The following is an 18073-nucleotide window of genomic DNA, read 5'->3' on the forward strand; positions in this document are numbered from 1 at the left end:
GCATCGCGGCGGCGCCGATCGGTCAGAGGTCGGCGTGCAGGAGCCAGACGCGCTCGGCGGAGTCGCGCCAGCTGTACGCCCGGCCGCGATCGCTCCCGGCGATGGCCAGCCGTTGCGCGGCCGCCCGATCCTCGAGGATCCGGGTGATGGCGGCGGCGAGCCGGTCGGCGAAGCCGTCGCCGACGCCGACGGGCACCGCGAGTCCCGCGCCCGCGGAGACCTCGAGGAACGACGGCGTGTCGGAGTGGATCACCGGCACGCCCAGGGCGAAGGCCTCGATGAGCTCGGTGCCGGAGTCGTCGTCGTGCGACGGTGCGACGTAGGCGGCGGCGCCGGCGAGGACGACGGCCAGGTCTGCCGCGTCGAGGTCGTCGTGACGGTGCACCCTTCGCGCGTCGACGCCGTACTCCTCGGCCGCCGTGGCCAGGTGCTGGTCGCCCCAGCTCTCGGGGCCGAGCACCACCAGTGAGACGTCGGGGACGCCCGGGCGCCCGAGCGCGGCGAGCACGTCGACGAGCCCCTTGCGCGGCTCGAGCGTGCCCGCCACGACGACGTACGCCGGCGGCAGGCCGAGCCGCGACGCGCGGTCCGCCGCATCCGGTCCGATCCTGAGGCCGGTCCGCGGTGCGGTGCCGATCACCCGCACGCGGTCTCCGAAGTCGCCGACCATCGCGAGGCGCTCGGCGAGCGCATGGGTGGGCACCACGACCGCGTCCGCGAAGCGGCGAGCGCGCTTCATCATCCCCTTCTGCCAGGCGACCGAGGCCGAGCTGAGCGCGTCGGGGTGGGTCCACGCGAGCAGGTCGTGCACGGTGACCACGACCTGGTCGCCGGCCTCCCGGTCGTGCTTGCGCAGCGGCGCGAACAGGCTGGTCCCGTGGATCATGCCGCCACCCGGGGAGGTGGTGAGGTTGAACTGCCACGCCGCGGCGAGTTCGCGGCGTGCGAGCGAGGACTTGTAGAGGCCGGACATGCCGGGGATCGCGGCCTGGAGGCGCTCGTACTCCTCGGGCAGCGAGGAGGACACGACGCCCTCGACCTCGCAGCCCTGCGGCGCCGTGGCGACCAGCGCTCGTCCGAGCTCGCTCGCGTAACGGCCGATCGGACCCGGCACGGGCGCGACGATCTGGTCCACGATGAGCCGCAGGGTGGTGGTCACGTCGCTCCTTCCGGGCCGGCCCCCGATCCGGTCGCACCAGACTAGCCCCGCCGTTCGAACGCGACGTGCGGGTTCTCCACAGGTCCGAGCCGGGCCGGCGGGCGCGCGATCCGGCCCGTCCGACGGCTCCGTGCGCGCCATGGGCGAACTGTCGGAGACCGCGGTCTACACTCATCGGGTGACCGAAGACAGCATGTCCCGACCGCTCGTGGGAGTGGTCATGGGTTCCGATTCCGACTGGAACGTCATGCGCGAGGCATCCGCGCTGCTCGACGAGTTCGGGGTGGCCCACGAGGTCGAGGTCGTCTCCGCGCACCGGACCCCCGACAAGATGATCGCGTACGGGAGGGCCGCCGCCGACCGCGGCCTGAAGGTGGTCATCGCGGGGGCCGGCGGAGCGGCGCACCTCCCCGGCATGCTCGCCTCGGTCACCACGCTGCCGGTGGTCGGCGTCCCCGTCCCGCTCTCGCGCCTGGACGGCCTCGACTCGCTGCTCTCGATCGTGCAGATGCCGGCGGGCGTGCCCGTCGCCACCGTGTCCATCGGCGGCGCCAGGAACGCCGGCCTCCTCGCCGTCAAGATCCTCGCGACGTCCGACGACGGGCTCCGCGACGCGCTCGCCGCGTACGCCGGGTCCCTCGCCGAGCTGGTCGAGGAGAAGAACGAGCGCCTGAAGTCCAGTCGATGAGCGTCGCCGCCAGCCCCATCCGCTTCCCAGACGCCGGCTCCCGCGCGGTCATGACGCGGCGCGGGTGGTGGCTCGTCGTGCTCAACGTGCTCATCCCGGGATCGGCGCAGGTGCTCGCCGGCGACCGGAAGCTCGGCCGGTTCGGGCTCGGCGCCACGCTGGCCCTCTGGGTCGCTGCCGCCGTCGCGCTGGTCGTGTGGCTCGTCTGGCCCGTCGTGCTCTACACGGCGTTCTCGACGTCGGTCACCCTCTGGATCCTCGCCGCGCTGCTCGCCTTCTACGCGGTGCTGTGGGTCGTGCTCACCCTCGACACCCTGCGGCTCGTCCGCCTGGTGAAGGTCGCGCCATCCGTCCGGGTGTGGCTGGCGGCGCTCACGGTGGTGCTGATGACGGCGATGTCGGGCACCGCGGCGTACGGGGCCTATCTCGCGACCACGGCGAGCGGATTCCTCTCGTCGATCTTCGTGGCCGGGCCGAGCGAGCCGCCGGTCGACGGTCGCTACAACGTGCTGCTCCTCGGCGGCGACGCCGGACCCGACCGCGAGGGCCTTCGTCCCGACAGCATCACGGTCGTCAGCATCGACGCGGAGACCGGGCGAGCCGTGACCATCGGGCTCCCGCGCAACCTCGAGGACGTGCCCTTCAACGGCGACTCGCCCCTCGCGTCCGTCTACCCGGAGGGCTACGGATCGATCGACGGCTGCGACGTCGACGTCTGCCAGTTGAACTCGATCTACACGGAGGTCGAGCTCAAGAGTCCCGAGATGTACCCGGACGCCGTCGCAGAGGGGAGCGAGCCCGGCATCGAGGCCATGCGCGACGCCGCCGAGGCGATCACGGGCCTGACGATCCAGTACTACGTGCTCATCGACATGCAGGGATTCTCCGACCTCATCGACGCGCTCGGCGGCGTCACCATGACGGTCGAGAACCGGGTGCCCATGGGCGCCGGGCACGACGAGTTCGGGAACGCCGTCGAGATCACCGAGTGGATCGAACCGGGCACGCAGGTCCTCGACGGCTACCACGCGCTGTGGTACGCGCGGTCCCGCTTCGAGACGAGCGACTACGACCGCATGCAGCGCCAGGCCCAGCTTCAGGACGCCATCCTGCAGCAGTTCACGCCGTCCAACGTGCTCTCGAAGTTCCAGGCCGTCGCCGACGCAGGGTCGCAGGTCGTCCGCACCGACGTCCCGCAGGGCATGCTGGGCTATTTCGTCGACCTCGCCTCGAAGACCAAGGAGCAGCCGGTCGAACGGGTCGCCCTCGTCCCGCCGGACTTCGATCCCGAGGCGCCCGATTGGGAGCTCGCGCGGCAGTTCGTGGCGAACGCGCTCATCCCGCCGACGGAGGAGTCCCCGGAGGGCTGAGGCGTCGCGTGCGCCGCCGCGGCGTCCCCGCCCCAGGCGGGACCGCGATCAGCGCGAAGCCAACGCGAGGTGCAGCGACCAGACCGCGGTCGCGGAGGCGCGCCAGTCGAAGGCGGCGGCACGGGCCACCGCCGCCGCGCGGAGCCGGTCGGCCGTGGCCGCGTCGTCGAGGACGTCGGCCAGCGCGACGGCGAGCCGCTCGGAATAGTCCTCCGGACCTGCGAGCGCGACCGTCCGTCCGGCGCCGCCGGCGACCTCGACGAGCGCAGGCGCGTCGGAGTGGACGACGGGCGTGCCGTGGGCGAACGCCTCCACGATCGGCAGTCCGAACCCCTCGGCCAGGCTCGGCATCGCGAACACGTCGGCACGGTCGTAGAGCACGGCCAGGTCCTCCTCCGTGACGTGCCCGAGCGCCCGGACGCGCCCGGACGGCATGCCGGAGGCCGAGGCGAGGGCGTCCACATCGATGCCGCCCCACCCGGGCGGACCGGCGATGAGCAACGGGACGTCGGGCGCCTCGGGGTGGGCGAACGCCTCGATGAGCTGGCGGAGCCCCTTCCGGGGCTCGAGGGTGCCGACGGCGAGGACGAACCGATCGGGCAGCCGCAGGGCGCGAGCCCGCTGCTCGTGGTCGGCGGGAAGTGCGAGGTCTCCGCTCGCCGCGCCCGGGACCACGTGGATCCGGTCGCCGAAGTCGAACAGGTCGCCGAGCTGCTCGGCGACCGCCTGCGTCGGCACGACGACGGCGTCGGCGTAGCGGTGTGCGCGCTCGGCCATCGTCCGATGCCATGCCACGCCCCGCGGAGTCAGCGTCTCGGGGTGCGTCCACGGCACGACGTCGTGGATGGTCGCGGCGACCGCGCGGCGACGCCGCCCGCGGCCGTGCAGCGGCGCGAGGAGGCTCGTGGCGTGGATGCTGCCCCCGACGCTCGGAGGCAGCCCGTGCTCCCAGGCGCGGGCGAGCACCCGGCGATCGAGCGCCACCCGGCGGATCCCGGAAAGGCCCGGGATCTCGGAGCGGAGCTGCCGCACCCGCGCGCGCGGGGTCATCGAGACCAGGCCCCGAACCTGCCACCCGGGCGGCGTGGTGGGCACGAGGTGCCGTGCGAGCTCCCGGGTGTACCGGCCGATGCCGCCCGGAACGGGCGCGACGAGCTGGTCGAGGAGGATCGTGAGCGTGATCATCAGCGCGCCGATCGATCCGTCACGGGACGAGCGCCCCCTCGCGGACCGCCTCTGCCAGCGCCTCGTCCCACTCGCGGAGCGGCGCAAGGCCGGCCCGGGCCCAGCCGGCGTGCCCCAGGACCGAGTACGAGGGACGCGCGGCGGGACGCTCGAAGGACGCGCTGTCGGTGGGGGTGATGCGCTCCGGGTCGAGCCCAGAGTGGCGGAGGATGGCCCGGGCGAACCCGAACCAGCTCGTCGATCCCGCGTTCGTCCCGTGGTAGATGCCGGGAGGGGCGTCGGCGTCGATCAGCTCGACGACGCGTCGCGCGAGATCACGCGTCCACGTGGGCTGGCCCACCTGGTCGTCCACCACCGACCACGTCTCGCGGTCGCGCGCGAGTCGCAGCATGGTCCGGGCGAAGTTCGGACCATGCTCGCCGTACAGCCAGGCCGTGCGCACGACGAAGCTTCCCTCGGGGTGCGCCGCGAGCGCGGCCACCTCGCCCGCCGCCTTCGTGCGACCGTACGCGTTCAGGGGTTCACGGGCGTCGTCCTCGGCGTACGGCGACGTCGCCCGCCCGTTGAAGACGTAGTCGGTCGAGATGGTGACGAACCGCGCACCCGCGGCCTCACTCGCCGCGGCCAGGTTGGCCGGGCCGGTGGCGTTGACGGCGAAGGCGGCGGACTCGTGGGTCTCGGCCGCATCGACGTCGGTGTAGGCCGCGCAGTTCACGACGACGTCGTGGCCCCGGACGGCGGAGGCCACGGCCGCGGCATCGGTGACGTCGAGGTCGGTGCGGCCCAACGCCGTCACCCGGCGATCGGCGAAGGCCGACTGCACGTCGCGCCCGAGCATGCCGTGGGCGCCGGTGACGAGGACGCGCATCAAGCTCACTGCCCCTGCGACGCGTACTTGGCCTCGGTCGCGTCCTTCTGCGGCGCCCACCACGACTCGTGGTCGCGGTACCACGCGATGGTGTCGGCGAGTCCGGCCTCGAAGTCGGAGAACTGGGGCGACCAGCCGAGCTCGGTGCGCAGTCGCGTCGAGTCGATCGCGTACCGCAGGTCGTGGCCGGGGCGGTCGACGACGTGGTCGTACGCGTCGGCCGGCTGCCCGAGGATGGTGAGGATGAGTTCGACGACGTCCTTGTTGTTGCGCTCGCCGTCGGCGCCGATCAGGTAGGTCTCGCCGATGACGCCCTTCTCGAGGATCGTGAGCACGGCCGAGGAGTGGTCGTCGGCGTGGATCCAGTCGCGGACGTTCTCGCCCTTGCCGTAGAGCTTCGGACGCTCGCCGCGCAGGACGTTGGTGATCTGGCGCGGGATGAACTTCTCGACGTGCTGGTACGGACCGTAGTTGTTCGAGCAGTTGGAGATCGTCGCCCTCACGCCGAACGAGCGGACCCACGCCCGCACGAGCAGGTCGCTGCCCGCCTTCGTCGACGAGTACGGGCTCGACGGGTTGTAGGGCGTCTGCTCGGTGAACCTCGCCGGGTCGTCGAGCTCGAGGTCGCCGTAGACCTCGTCGGTGGAGATGTGGTGGAAGCGGATGCCGTGCCGGCGAGCCGCCTCGAGCAGCGTGTAGGTGCCGATGATGTTCGTGTCGAGGAACGGGCGCGGGTCGACGAGGGAGTTGTCGTTGTGGCTCTCGGCGGCGTAATGCACGACGGCGTCGTGTGCGGCGAAGAGCTCGTCGACGAGTGCCGCGTCGCAGATGTCGCCCTTGACGAACCTGAAGCGGTCCTCGGGCAGGCCCTCGAGCGAGGCGAGGTTGCCCGCGTAGGTCAGCTTGTCGAGGACCGTCACCTCGTGCGCCGTGTGGTCGATCAGGTGGTGGACGAAGTTCGACCCGATGAAACCGGCGCCGCCCGTGACGAGAATCTTCATGCTGTGGTGTCGCTCCGTTCGCTCGCTGGCCCCCGGAATTCTACGACATCGCGACCGGTAGACTGCTCGTCGTGCAGATCCGCGAGCTCTCCATTCCCCATGCCTACGAGATGACCCCGCGACAGCACTCCGATGATCGCGGCGTGTTCCTCGAATGGTATCGCCACGACCGGCTGCAGGAGACGATCGGGCACGCACTCGACCTCAGGCAGGCGAACCTCTCGGTCTCGCGCCGCGGAGTGCTGCGCGGCATCCACTTCGCCTCCATCCCACGGGGCCAGGCGAAGTACGTGACGGCCGTGAGCGGCGCCGTGATGGACTTCGTCATCGACATCCGTGTCGGGTCCCCCACCTTCGGGCAGTGGGACAGCGTGCTGCTCGACGACGTCGACCGCCGCAGCGTCTACCTCGCCGAGGGGCTCGGGCACGCGTTCGTGTCGTTGACCGACCGCGCCGTCGTGACCTACCTTGTCTCGGACACCTTCAACCCGGAACGCGAGCACGGGATCGACCCGCTGGACCCGGACATCGGCCTGCGGCTGCCCGACTCCCCGGAGGCCCTGCTGTCGCCGAAGGACGCGGAGGCGCCGTCCCTCGCCGAGGCGGCGGCCGAGGGCCTGCTGCCGACCTGGGACGAGTGCCTCGCCTTCTACCGAACCCTCGATGGAGTGAACTGACATGCGCGGAATCATCCTCGCCGGCGGATCGGGCACGCGCCTGTGGCCCATCACCAAGGGCATCTCCAAGCAGCTGATGCCCATCTACGACAAGCCGATGGTGTACTACCCGCTGTCGACGCTCATGATGGCCGGCATCCGCGAGATCCTCATCATCACGACGCCGGAGTACAACGAGCAGTTCCGGTCACTGCTCGGCGATGGATCCGAACTCGGCATCCGGCTCGAGTACGCGATCCAGCCCTCGCCCGACGGCCTCGCCCAGGCGTTCATCATCGGCGAGGAGTTCATCGGCGACCAGAGCGTCGCACTGGTCCTCGGCGACAACATCTTCCACGGTGTCGGCCTGGGCACGTCGTTGCGGCAGAACTCCGAGATCGAGGGCGCGATGATCTTCGCGTACCACGTGGCGGACCCGCAGGCCTACGGCGTCGTGGAGTTCGACGACGACTTCCGGGCCCTGTCCATCGAGGAGAAGCCCGCGACCCCGAAGAGCAACTACGCGGTGCCCGGGCTCTACTTCTACGACAACGACGTCATCGACATCGCGAAGTCGATCGCACCGAGCCCGCGGGGCGAGCTCGAGATCACGGCCGTCAACCAGACCTACCTCGACCGCGGCGATCTCAGGGTGCAGATCCTCGACCGCGGCACCGCCTGGCTGGACACCGGGACGTTCGAGTCGATGATGCAGGCCAGCGAGTACGTCAAGGTGATCGAGGATCGCCAGGGCCACAAGATCGGCTGCATCGAGGAGATCGCCTGGCGCGCAGGCTGGATCGACGACGACCAGCTCCGCCGGCTGGCCGCGCCGCTCAACAAGAGCGGCTACGGACGCTACCTGTCCTCACTGCTCGACTGAGCCGCGGACGGGTCCGCCGGGTCCGCCGTTCCTCAGGTCGCGCGCGACGCCTGGATGCGGCCGAGGACGTCGCGCAGCGTCGCATCGATCCCCGCGTCCAGCGTCGTCATCATGCGCTGGTCGAGCTCGGTCCAGACGACGCTCGCGAGGCGCAGGTCGACCGCCTGCAGCGCAGCGGAGGGCGACGAACCCAGCATGACGTGCGGTTGCGCCTTCACCAGGCCGCGCAGCACGCCGAGCAGCGCGCTGATCGTGACGGCCCGGCCGGAGATGAGGTTCTTGACCGTCGAGGTCGTGCCGTGGGCCCGGTGCTCGACTCCCGCACGGTCGACCGCGTCGAGCACCAGCCCGGCGCAGTCGTCGACGTAGAGGTAGTCGCGAAGCGTGTCGAGCGAGACGTAGATGGACACCGGCGAGGGCGTGAACTGCGCCCGGGCCAGGTGCGAGATGAGCCCCTGCGGCTTCTCGAGGCGCTGGCCCGGACCGTACAGGTTCGAGATGCGCCCCGCCACGGCGGGCACGCCGGCCTCGCCCAGCACGGCGAACGCCGTCGCCTCGGCGTCGAGCTTGAACTGGCCGTAGTGCGAGAGCGGGGCGACCGGCGTGAGCTCCGTGAACGGGGGCGACGTCGATCCGGCATAGACGCCGCCGGCCGACGAGGCGTAGAAGAACGCGCCCGACGCGGACTCCGAGGTCGACGCCGCGGCGATCTCGGCGACGACGAGCCGGAACTGGTCGAGCTCGGCCGCGACCGCGTCGGGCGGGCTCGAGGTGACGACGGATCCGCCGGCCCAGATCACGGCCCAGTCGTGGCCCTCGGCGGCGGCACGATCGACCAGGCCGCGCATCGCGGCCCGGGCGGCGGTGCGCAGCGCCCGCGGATCGGCCCACGGCAGCCCCGGCTGCGGGAACAGCTCCCAGTCGGGGCGCCCGGCGATCGACCGACGGATCGCGCTGCCCAGGAGGCCGCTCGAGCCGATGACCCAGGCGAGCCTGCTCATCGGGGCTGGCGGCGCCCGCGCAGGAGGGGACCGTTCACCGGGTCCGAGGTGATGAGGTACGGAGGCCGTCCCATCGCCATGTTGACGTTGACGCCGATGTACTCGGCGATGATCCCGAGTGAGAACAGGATGGCTCCAGAGGTGAGCAGGAGCACGACGATGATGGAAGCCCAGCCCTCGGCGTCGACTCCGCCCGTGAGCCGCTCGATCAGCACCCAGATGGCCATGACGAATCCGATGGCCGCGACGATGACCCCCAGCGCGGTGACCAGGCGGAGGCCACGCGTGCCGCTCGACAGGACCATCCGCCGGAAGTGCGAGATCAGGCGGGGGAGGGAGTACCCGGATCGTCGGTCGCCCTCCTCGCGCAGCACCGCCGGAGAGGTCACGATGCGTGCGGCGACCCAGCCCATGGCGACGTCGAGGTAGACGCCGGAGCCCGAGTAGGCGGCGACGCTCCGCCCGATCGAGCCGAGGACGAGGCGGTAGCTCTGGTACTCGGGTGCGTTCGGGTTGCCGAAGAGCTTGGTGAGCACCCACTTCGCGGTCTTGGACGCCGTGTTCCGGAAGAAGCCGTGCGGGGCCACGTTCGTGGGCTTCGCGTAGACCACGTCGGCCCGCTGCGCGAGCGCCGTGTCGAGCATCGTGGCGATCTCGGCCGGGTCGTGCTGGCCGTCCTCGTCGAGCGTGACGATCCAGTCCCCGCCACTCGAGGCCATGCCGGCCAGCGTGGCCGCATGCTGGCCGAAGTTCCGACTGAGCCAGACGGCGCGGACGATGTCGTGGTCGCGCTCGAGCTCGCGCATCACGCGGTCGGACTGGTCGGGACCGTTGTCGTAGACCAGGAGGACCTCGCCCACGACGAACTCGTTGCCGTCGGGCGTGACGGTCATCTCGGACATCGGCAGGATCTCGTCGACGACGGAGGCCAGCGTGCGCTCGCCCTGGTACACGGGGATGACGATCGAGATCGAGTGCGGGGGCGTGTTCACTGTTTCTCTCCGCTCTGGCACGACAGTCGAGCCTAGCATTCAGGGGTTCCTCGACTCGGCGAGCGGCCGGTCATCCGCCCACCGGCGATTCCGCCAGATAGGCGGTGACGTCGTCGGCGACCGCACGCGGATTCGCGACCGTGAGTCGACCGCCCGTCCCGTTCTCGACGATGATGTCGTGCGTGCCGGGCGGCACGGTGACCGAGAGGCGGATCGGCGACGATGCCGGCTCGGGCGAGGACGGCAGCGCCGCCTCCGCGCCGAGCACGCGCACGGAGGAGACGGACTCCTCGTCGCTCATGGCGGAGAGCTCGAGCGTGATCGCGACGTCCTCGTCGCCCGGGTTCACGAGGTGCAGCGTCGACTCCTCCAGCACGGTCGTGTACTCCGGGTAGCCGTCGGCCCCGGTCGCCGGGGTGAAGCCGGGACCGCGGTACACGGTGACCGGGTTCGTGAGCAGCGCGGCGAGGTGCTCGCGCTCCTCGTCCGTCACGGGTCCCCTGAGCGCGTCGGCATCGGTGAGCGCGAAGAACGCGTACCGGCCGCTCTGGCTGACCAGCGGCGCCGCGTCCAGCGCCGCAGCGAGGCCGTTCTCGGTCGGCTCGGAGCGGTCGGGCATCGCGTTCCGGTCGATGAGGATGCCGTCGAATCCGGCGATCGCCGCGAGCCGGGCGAGGTCCTCGCCGGGGAACTGCTGCAGCCCCTGCGGGTAGTCGCTGCGCGGACGGCCCTTGATGCCTCCGCCGGACCAGCGGAGGTCGCCCGAATGCAGGTACGGCACCAGCGACTCCGACCCGAGGACGCCGGTCGCCGACGAGCTCTCGGGGAAGGGGACGTACGGGATCTGCAGGATCATGGCGCCCTCGGGCACCGCGCCGGCGACCTGGTCGATCCATGCCGCGTCGGCGTCGTACGCCTCGGCCGCCGCCGCCCTCGACGCGGTGAGATCGCCGGGGGTCTGGTCGACGAACGCCACGGCGACGAGGAGGCCCGCGACGGTCGCCGACGCCACGACGCGGCCGGTCGTGCGCCAGCTGAAGCGCCGGGCCGAGGCGCGGAGCGCGGCGCCGAGGAGCAGCCCGACGACGCCGAGCGCGAAGAGCAGGATGATGATGGACATCCGGTTCCACCCCCGGAGCGCGTCCGTGGCGAAGGAGATGAGCGTCGAGAGCCCGCCCACGGTGGAGAAGAGGAACGCGACGAAGAGGAGGCCGGCGAGCCAGCCCACCCGCTCGAGCAGCGTCCGCGCGGACTCCGCGCGGCGGCTGAGATCGCGCCAGCCGAAGGCGAGGTAGGCGAGGACGAGGAAGGCCGCGACGAGGCCGAGTGCGCCGAGCACGCCGAGCGCCGGGCGTTCGGAGACGAGGGGGTACTGGTTGTCGTAGGCGGCCCGGATCTGGCTCAGGATCGGGATGCGGTGGTGAGGCCACGGCATCAGCAGCTGCGTCAGCTTGAGGGCGTAGATCTCCGATTCCGGAGCCAGGCGCTCGAGGCCGCCGGAGTTGCGCCCGTTCACCCAGCCGTAGATGACGTCGGGAAGCATGTTGGCGAGCATCACCAGCACCGTCGTCACGCCGGCCATGACCGCGCCCCAGAACCGCTTCCAGCTCCGGTCGCGGATCAGCACGGCGATGCCCGCCGCGGCGAGCAGCACGAGGAAGAAAACCCCGTAGTACGAGCCCGACATCGCGAGGACGGCGATGAACACGATCGTGCGCGCCGCGGGGCTGAGCAGCCAGGCGAGGACCGGATTGGCGTGGTCGCCCCGGCCCCAGAGCGGTCGGCCCTGCAGCACCAGGACGAGCAGGCCCATCGCCAGCGGGACGCCGTAGTACGAGGCGAGCCACAGGTGGCCCTCGCCGCGCATGAAGTGGTACGGCGCGAACGCGAACGCCACCGCGAGGGCTGCGGAGAGCAGGCGACCGACGCCGACCGTCCGGAAGAACCACACGGCCGAGAGCGCGGCGAGCGGGAAGCCGATGAGGTAGTAGACGTTGAGCGCGACCGCCCAGTCCTGCGTGAAGAGCCCGATGAGCTTGACGACGACGAGATGGAGGTTGTCGGCCTGCGGGAAGTCGTGGTACGTCTGGCCGTAGGGAGCGCCGAGCATCGCCTGGTGCTCGTACCAGCCCGTCTCGAGCGTGGTCTTGACGTGCGCGCCCACCGCGAGCGCATCGCCGGCGTACTCGAACGGCGCGTCCAGTCGTGCGGTGCCGAGGTCGAGGGCGAACCACGCCGTGAGTGCGCACAGCACGAACGTCAGCAGGTAGAGCAGGGCATCCGACCTCGTCCAGGCCGCGTGGACGGCCGCGAGCGCCCGCCTCATGCGTGCTTGCTCATTCGCCTCTGCAGGGCCGCGTAGGTCAGTCGCCGACCGGTCGCATTGGCTCGGGCCATGGCATTGCCGATGACGACGTCGGCGTTGCGGACGACGTCGGGCCGGGCCTCGTTGATCCAGCGGTGGAACGCCGCGGCCTGGCCGTACTGCTGCTTGGTCAGGGCGACGCTCCACTGCGACTGGCTGATCCGGAATGCGGCGAGCGGCTCGGGGATGGCCACGAAGTCGCCGGTCAGGAGCACTCGGGCGTACGTGGCCTCGTCGATGAGATAGGGGAAGCGCGGGTCCCACAGGCCGATGTCGACGAGCGCGTCGCGGCGCATCATCACGCAGGCCGGCTCGCCGAAGATGTTGGACCCGGCCCGGACGGTCGCACGCACGGCCGTCGTGCCCGGCATGCGGCCCTCGAGCCCCGAGAGCCCGCGCGCGCCGAGCACCGGACGGCTGTCGGCGTCGACGATGCTGCGGCGTGCGGCGGCCAGGACGATGCGGTCGTCGACCTCCATCGCCGCCAGCTGGCGCTCGACGATCGAGGGATCGAGCAGGTCGTCGCCGCAGACGAGCTTGAGGAAGGGGCCGGTCGCCAGTTCGGTGACGCGGTTCCAGTTCCTCGGCGCGCCTCCGCCGGCCTCGGTGTCGACGATCCGGAGGCGCGGGTCGGACGCGAAGCGCTCGACGACGGCGCGCGTGCCATCGGTCGAGGAATGGTCGGCGACGATGATCTCGAGGTCCTCGTGCGTCTGGTCGACGATCGACCGGAGCGTCTCCTCGATGTGGTCGGCGTTGTTGTACGCCGGAACGACGATCGAGACCAGGGTCATGGGGTCGGCTCCTCAGTGGTCAGCCCGTTCGGCTTGTGCTTGGGTCGTCGGAACGAGAACTCGCGGTGACCGAAGAAGCTGACGAGCGTGGTCACGAAGACGATGAGCGCCTGCGCGACGATCGGCTCGAGGTGGGCGAACTCGACGAGCAGGGGGAGCAGGACCGCGTTGATGCCCAGCGCGACGAGGTAGACCGACTCGAAGCGGATGAGATCGCGGAAGACGTGCCCGCGGACTCGGAACACGAAGCGCCGGTAGAGGACGAAGGCGCACAGCACGCTGGCGATGTGCGCGCAGACCAGGGTGACCATGTATCCGTAGAGCACGCCCACGGTCGCCTGGAACAGTGCGAACCAGGCGAAGCCGATCACGGTGTTGGCGATGCCGACGATCAGGAACGCGACGCGGTAGTCCTTGACGAGTCGGAGCATGAGGCCCGGCGATCCCTGCATGCCGGCCGGCGGCTGGGGGACATCGTCGGGTGGCGGCTGGATGGTCATGTGTGGTGAGCCTTGGGGTCGAGGGAGCGCGCGAAGTGCGCTCCGATACTAGTGGCCGCCGCCTGATCGACGGCTGGAGGCGCTCGCGCGCACGGCGAGCCCCATGCGGAGCACCAGGCGGAGCGGCGCGTACCAGGGACCGGGGTACCTGGTACGGAGGAAGAGGTAGGCGCTGTCGTGGTGCGCGCGGATCATCCGGGTGCGCGCCTGCTGCGTGGAGTGGGCGCCGGTGTGGGTCACGACGGAGGACGGCACGTACACGCACTCCCCGCCGGTCGAGCCGATGCGGCGGCAGAGGTCGACGTCCTCGAAGTACATGAAGAACCGCTCGTCGAACCCGCCGACCGCTCGGAATGCCTCGACCGACACCAGCATGCACGCCCCGGAGAGCCATCCGGCGACGCGCTCCGTGCTCTCCCGTTCGTGCAGCAGGTACTGGCGCGACCAGGGGTTGTTGGGCCAGACGGGGTGGGCGAGCGCGTGGCCGACGCCGGTGCGCAGGGAGGGCTGGTTCCGAGCCGACGGGTAGACCTCGCCGTCGGCGGTGAGGATCACCGGACCGAACACCGCGCCGTCGGGATGGCGCGCGGGCGCGGCGAGCAGGGCGTCCAGGCTCCCGGGCGTGAAGGTGACATCGGGGTTCGCGATGAGGATCCATCGGGTCTCGTCGGGCAGGTCGCGGGCGACCTCGTTGACCGCGGCGCCGTACCCGCGATTCTCCTCGAGCTCGTGGAGGGTCACGTCGGGATGGCGCGCCATCACCGCGTGCAGGTCGGGGTCCTGTCCGAGGCTGTTGTCGGCGACGTGGATCTCGAACGCGTGCCGCGAGGCCACTCGGGCGCTCCGGATGAACTCGTCGAGGACCGAGGACGAGCGGTGGGCGACCGTGATGACGACGAGTTCGCTCACGAGCCGGCTCCTTCGTCCGGGAAGGCCGCGCCGAGGTGGATGCGGGCGCTCTCGGTCCACGTGAACCGCTCGGAGCGGGCGACGGCCGCCTCTCGCATCGATCGGTTGGCGTCGACCCCCTCCACCGCGGCGATGATCCGGTCGGCGATCGCGGCGGAGTCGACGTCGGTGTAGTCCACCGCGTCGCCGCCGACTTCCGGGAGTGCGAGGCGCCGAGTCGTGACGACGTAGGCGCCGCTCGCCATCGCCTCGACGACGGGCAGCCCGAACCCCTCGCCGAGGCTCGGGTAGACGACGGCGACGGCACCGGCGAGGAACGCCCGCAACTGCTCGATCGGCAGGTATCCGGTCCGGGCGACGGTCGCCTTCGAGGCGACCTCGTCGACGGCCCGTTCGATGTCGTGGTCCCATCCGGCGGCACCGGCCAGGAGCAGCGCGGGTGCGCCCGCGCCGAGCCGGTCCGCCACGGCGGGCATCGCCCCGACGAGGGCGGGCACGTTCTTGCGCGGCTCGAGCGTGCCGAGGAAGCCCACGTACGGCCGGTCCCCGATGGCGAGGTCCTCCCGCATCGCGGCCACCTCGGCGTCGGACGGTGGGTGGAACACGTCGAAGTCGACGCCGTGGTGCGCGACGTGCACGGCCGCACGACGGCGAGGGACGAACCGAGCCAGCTCGGAGGCGGTCGCCGCGCTCGGCACGATCACGGCGTCGGCGCGGCGCAGGGCGTAGCGGCTCCAGGCGCGGAAGAACACCGCCTTCAGCTTCAGGTGCAGCCCCGGGTCGCTGAAGAAGGTCGCGTCGTGCAGCGTGACCACTCGACGGAACCTCCCGAACACGGGCAGGGTGTAGTGGGGGGAGAGGACCGCGGTGGCGCCCACCCGGCGCGCGAGCCGCGGAAGGCCGAACTGCTCCCAGGCCAGTCGCATCCCGCGTCGCGAGGCGAGGGCCGGGATCGGCTCGATCTCGAGGCTCGGGTAGGTCGATCGGTACGTCTGCGCGTCCCTCGGCTGGCAGGCGACGACCGAGCCGGGCGCGAGTTCGTCGAGCGCCCCCAGCAGGCCCTCGACGTAGCGACCGACGCCGCCCTTGTCGGCGGGCAGCGCGGTCGCATCGATGAGCAGCCGGGATGTGGGCACGCGGGAATCCTTGGTTCGAACGGGGGTGTCGACCCATCCTATTTCGTCGCGGCTGACGAATCGCCCGGCGGCGCGACGTGCCACGATTCGCGAAATCCCCGGCTCCCGTCCCGGCCCGTGGAATACTGCCCCTGTCCGGGGAGGGGAGGCGACGTGAACGTGCGCCCGATCAGACGCGAGGATGCGCACCGGCGCGGACCCGCGGCCGTCGTCGCCCTCGTGGCCGTCATCGTCGCCCTCGTGGCCGGCGTGCTCGCCCCGATGCCGGGCGACCCCCCGGCGGCCGCACTCGACGGGTCGCAGTTCGATCCCGGCCACATCATCAGCGACGGCGTCTTCTACAACCAGGGCGCGATGACCGAGGCCCAGATCGGCGCGTTCCTCCGATTGAAGGTGCCGACGTGCCAGGCCGGGTACACGTGCCTGAAGGACTACCGCGAGGTCACCGCGTCGAGGGCGGCCGATGCCCGCTGCCTGGCGTATCCCGGCGGCGACCAGTCCGCCGCGACGATCATCCACCTCGTGAGCCAGGTCTGCGGCATCAACCCGCAAGTACTCATCACGCTCCTCGAGAAGGAGCAGGGCCTCGTCTCGGATTCGACGCCGTCGTCGCGCCAGTACCGCAGTGCCACCGGGTACGGCTGTCCCGACACGGCCGATTGCGACGCGGCGTACTACGGCTTCGCGAACCAGGTCTACAACGCGGCCCGCCAGTTCAAGAACTACCAGGCGAACCCCGCCAACTGGCGGTATCGCGCCGGGCAGGACAACACCATCCTGTGGCATCCGAACACCGCCTGCGGCTCGTCGATCGTCCACATCCGCAACCAGGCCACCGCCGGGCTGTACATCTACACGCCGTATCGCCCGAACGCGGCGGCGCTCGCGAACCTGTACGGCACGGGCGACGCCTGCTCGTCGTACGGCAATCGCAACTTCTGGCGCATCTTCAGCGACTGGTTCGGCAGCACCCTCGAGGACGGCGACCTGGTGAAGGCGCCCGATGCGCCGGAGATCCACCTCGTCGTCGGCGGGACGAAGGTGCTCGTGCCATCGGTCGTCGAGCTCGAGCTGCTGAGGCCGCTGTTCCCGTACCGGACGGTGGCGAGGAGCTACCTCGACTCGCTGGCGCCCGCGGGGACCTTCACGGGCCTCATCCGCGATCCGCTCACCGGCGACGTCTTCTTGGTCGAGAACGGCGTGAAGCATCGCTTCCCGACCTGCGAGCTCGTCGCTGCGTTCGGCCACGCCTGCGGCGCGGCCACCGACCTCATGTCGTCCCAGTTGGCGAAGTTCGCGACCGGCGCCGAGGTCGCGCCGTTCGTCAAGGGACCCGCTTCGGCGGACGTGTTCTACCTCGAGGACGGGCGGAAGCGTCCGATCGGCGAGTGGGCGACGGTGCTGGCGCTGTACGGTCGGCGCACGCCCTGGATCGCCGTCTGGCCGCAGGCGCGCATCGACTCGCTGCAGACCGGCCCCGCGATGCTCGCTCCGGGGACGCTGGTGAAGACGGCGGGGGCGCCCGAGATCTACATGGTGGACGGCACTGCATCGAAGGTCCACGTGACCTCGCTCGACATCGCCGCCGACCACGGCATGCGGAGCTGGACCGTCGTCGGCGACGGACTGCTCGCTCCGTACCCGACGGCGTCCGGCCCGTTGACCAACCTCGTGCTCTGCGGCGGACGCGCGTTCGTCGGGGGCGGCGGCGCCCTCACCGCGCTGACGCAGCCCGGCGCGACCGGGCTTCCGAGCACCGCGCTCGACCCGATCACGTGCGATGCGCTCCCGAACACCGGGCAGGCGCAGGACGGCCCGCTGTTCGTGAAGACGTCCTCCTCCGCCGACGTCCACATCGTGAGCGGTGGGACCGCCCGGCGGGTCGTCTCCTGGAGCGCCCTCGTCGCGCTCAACGGCACCCGTGTCCCGGTGATCGTCACGATGAGCGGGTACGGCGTCTCGGTGATCCCGAAGGGGCCGGACGCGCTCGCGCCCGCCGGGCTCGTGCGCACGTCGGCGAACCCGCGGATCTTCCTCGTGGACGGGCTGGCCGCCCGCGTGCCGGTCGACTCGTTCGCGATCACGGACGAACTCGGCGTGAAGGGGTACGCCACCGAGACGGACTCGCGGGTTGCCGCGTACGCGGACTCGGGCACGGCGCTCCGGCTCGTGGTCCGCTGCGGCACGGGCGCCTTCCACATCGGCGGCCACGGCAAGCTCTGGAAGCTCGGCGCCGCGGACGGCTTCGGCCTCGCGGCGACGACGCTCGATCCGATGACCTGCGCCGCCATGCCGCACTCGACGATGGTGATCCCCGGCGCGTTCTTCGTCAAGGACCCGGCGGCCCCGATGGTGTACCAGCTCGCCGACGGCCAGAAGAAGCCGGTGTCATCATGGGACCGCCTCATCGCGCTCAACGGCGGCTCCGTGCCCACCATCGTGACCATCGGCGGAGCGGCGCTGGCCACCATCCCGACGGGCCCCTCGGCCTGAGGCGGTGCGACCGTCGGCGGCGTCCGGCGAGGTCGGACGCGATTTGCCCGGTTCGAGGCGCTGACTAGAATCG

16 protein-coding genes are annotated in these 18073 nt (G+C 71.1%); 5 read left to right on the forward strand and 11 right to left on the reverse strand.

Going from position 1 to position 18073, the window contains the following annotated elements; translation table 11 throughout:
• Nucleotides 1–22: 22 nt before the first annotated feature.
• A complete protein-coding gene (locus tag AC3RKB_RS11995; protein ID WP_491436374.1) occupies nt 23–1159 on the reverse strand; it encodes a glycosyltransferase in 1137 nt (378 codons plus the stop codon).
• Between the two features lie 220 nt (nt 1160–1379).
• On the opposite strand from AC3RKB_RS11995, the gene purE reads away from it, so the two are divergent.
• Nucleotides 1380–1847 carry a 5-(carboxyamino)imidazole ribonucleotide mutase gene (gene purE, locus AC3RKB_RS12000; protein ID WP_491436819.1) on the forward strand — a complete coding sequence of 156 codons (468 nt, stop codon included), beginning with the start codon at nt 1380–1382 and terminating at the stop codon, nt 1845–1847.
• Nucleotides 1844–3217, forward strand: coding sequence for an LCP family protein (locus tag AC3RKB_RS12005; RefSeq protein WP_491436375.1), 1374 nt, complete (start codon nt 1844–1846; stop codon nt 3215–3217). Before purE ends, AC3RKB_RS12005 begins: the two co-directional genes overlap by 4 nt.
• Before the next feature lie 48 nt (nt 3218–3265).
• Here AC3RKB_RS12005 and AC3RKB_RS12010 read toward each other — a convergent pair whose 3' ends face one another.
• Genes AC3RKB_RS12010 through rfbB form a run of 3 tightly spaced genes read right to left on the reverse strand, consistent with a single transcriptional unit; the run spans nt 3266 to nt 6271 of the window.
• Nucleotides 3266–4402: a glycosyltransferase family 4 protein gene (locus AC3RKB_RS12010; protein WP_491436376.1), complete on the reverse strand. Its 1137-nt coding sequence runs from the start codon at nt 4400–4402 to the stop codon at nt 3266–3268.
• A gap of 19 nt (nt 4403–4421) precedes the next feature.
• Nucleotides 4422–5270: a dTDP-4-dehydrorhamnose reductase gene (gene rfbD, locus AC3RKB_RS12015; RefSeq protein ID WP_491436820.1), complete on the reverse strand. Its 849-nt coding sequence runs from the start codon at nt 5268–5270 to the stop codon at nt 4422–4424.
• A 5-nt stretch (nt 5271–5275) separates the two neighbouring features.
• Nucleotides 5276–6271, reverse strand: coding sequence for a dTDP-glucose 4,6-dehydratase (gene rfbB / locus AC3RKB_RS12020; protein ID WP_491436377.1), 996 nt, complete (start codon nt 6269–6271; stop codon nt 5276–5278).
• A gap of 71 nt (nt 6272–6342) precedes the next feature.
• Between rfbB and AC3RKB_RS12025 the strand changes: the two genes are divergently transcribed.
• Both AC3RKB_RS12025 and rfbA read left to right on the forward strand, forming a co-directional pair.
• On the forward strand, nt 6343–6948 hold the full coding sequence (locus AC3RKB_RS12025; protein WP_491436378.1) for a dTDP-4-dehydrorhamnose 3,5-epimerase family protein: 606 nt from the start codon (nt 6343–6345) through the stop codon (nt 6946–6948).
• A gap of 1 nt (nt 6949) precedes the next feature.
• Nucleotides 6950–7810, forward strand: coding sequence for a glucose-1-phosphate thymidylyltransferase RfbA (rfbA, locus tag AC3RKB_RS12030; RefSeq protein WP_491436379.1), 861 nt, complete (start codon nt 6950–6952; stop codon nt 7808–7810).
• A 32-nt stretch (nt 7811–7842) separates the two neighbouring features.
• Here rfbA and AC3RKB_RS12035 read toward each other — a convergent pair whose 3' ends face one another.
• The 7 genes from AC3RKB_RS12035 to AC3RKB_RS12065 form a co-directional block, all read right to left on the reverse strand.
• Complete coding sequence (locus AC3RKB_RS12035; RefSeq protein WP_491436380.1) at nt 7843–8811, reverse strand: NAD-dependent epimerase/dehydratase family protein; 969 nt, start codon at nt 8809–8811, stop codon at nt 7843–7845.
• Entirely contained in the window at nt 8808–9803 is a 996-nt protein-coding gene (locus AC3RKB_RS12040; protein WP_491436381.1) for a glycosyltransferase, read from the reverse strand. The genes AC3RKB_RS12035 and AC3RKB_RS12040 overlap by 4 nt, the downstream gene beginning before the upstream one ends.
• Nucleotides 9804–9873: 70 nt before the next feature.
• Complete coding sequence (locus tag AC3RKB_RS12045) at nt 9874–12129, reverse strand: hypothetical protein (protein WP_491436382.1); 2256 nt, start codon at nt 12127–12129, stop codon at nt 9874–9876.
• Nucleotides 12126–12962 (reverse strand): glycosyltransferase family 2 protein, encoded by an 837-nt coding sequence (locus AC3RKB_RS12050; RefSeq protein ID WP_491436383.1) that lies wholly within the window; start codon nt 12960–12962, stop codon nt 12126–12128. Before AC3RKB_RS12050 ends, AC3RKB_RS12045 begins: the two co-directional genes overlap by 4 nt.
• Nucleotides 12959–13462: a GtrA family protein gene (locus AC3RKB_RS12055; protein WP_491436384.1), complete on the reverse strand. Its 504-nt coding sequence runs from the start codon at nt 13460–13462 to the stop codon at nt 12959–12961. The genes AC3RKB_RS12050 and AC3RKB_RS12055 overlap by 4 nt, the downstream gene beginning before the upstream one ends.
• 48 nt (nt 13463–13510) lie before the next feature.
• Nucleotides 13511–14371 carry a glycosyltransferase family 2 protein gene (locus tag AC3RKB_RS12060; protein WP_491436385.1) on the reverse strand — a complete coding sequence of 287 codons (861 nt, stop codon included), beginning with the start codon at nt 14369–14371 and terminating at the stop codon, nt 13511–13513.
• On the reverse strand, nt 14368–15507 hold the full coding sequence (locus AC3RKB_RS12065) for a glycosyltransferase family 4 protein (protein WP_491436386.1): 1140 nt from the start codon (nt 15505–15507) through the stop codon (nt 14368–14370). Before AC3RKB_RS12065 ends, AC3RKB_RS12060 begins: the two co-directional genes overlap by 4 nt.
• Nucleotides 15508–15666: 159 nt before the next feature.
• Between AC3RKB_RS12065 and AC3RKB_RS12070 the strand changes: the two genes are divergently transcribed.
• Nucleotides 15667–18000: a LasA N-terminal domain-containing protein gene (locus AC3RKB_RS12070; RefSeq protein WP_491436387.1), complete on the forward strand. Its 2334-nt coding sequence runs from the start codon at nt 15667–15669 to the stop codon at nt 17998–18000.
• Nucleotides 18001–18073 lie beyond the last annotated feature (73 nt).

Source organism: Agromyces capsici, assembly GCF_058349965.1.

Coding starts and splice junctions, on each gene's coding strand:
- rfbB (WP_491436377.1), bottom strand. CDS start 6,271: ATGAAGATTCTCGTCACGGGCGGCGCCGGTTTCATCGGGTCGAACTTC.
- AC3RKB_RS12005 (WP_491436375.1), top strand. CDS start 1,844: ATGAGCGTCGCCGCCAGCCCCATCCGCTTCCCAGACGCCGGCTCCCGC.
- AC3RKB_RS12045 (WP_491436382.1), bottom strand. CDS start 12,129: ATGAGGCGGGCGCTCGCGGCCGTCCACGCGGCCTGGACGAGGTCGGAT.
- purE (WP_491436819.1), top strand. CDS start 1,380: ATGGGTTCCGATTCCGACTGGAACGTCATGCGCGAGGCATCCGCGCTG.
- AC3RKB_RS12055 (WP_491436384.1), bottom strand. CDS start 13,462: ATGACCATCCAGCCGCCACCCGACGATGTCCCCCAGCCGCCGGCCGGC.
- AC3RKB_RS12010 (WP_491436376.1), bottom strand. CDS start 4,402: ATGATCACGCTCACGATCCTCCTCGACCAGCTCGTCGCGCCCGTTCCG.
- AC3RKB_RS12035 (WP_491436380.1), bottom strand. CDS start 8,811: ATGAGCAGGCTCGCCTGGGTCATCGGCTCGAGCGGCCTCCTGGGCAGC.
- AC3RKB_RS12050 (WP_491436383.1), bottom strand. CDS start 12,962: ATGACCCTGGTCTCGATCGTCGTTCCGGCGTACAACAACGCCGACCAC.
- rfbA (WP_491436379.1), top strand. CDS start 6,950: ATGCGCGGAATCATCCTCGCCGGCGGATCGGGCACGCGCCTGTGGCCC.
- rfbD (WP_491436820.1), bottom strand. CDS start 5,270: ATGCGCGTCCTCGTCACCGGCGCCCACGGCATGCTCGGGCGCGACGTG.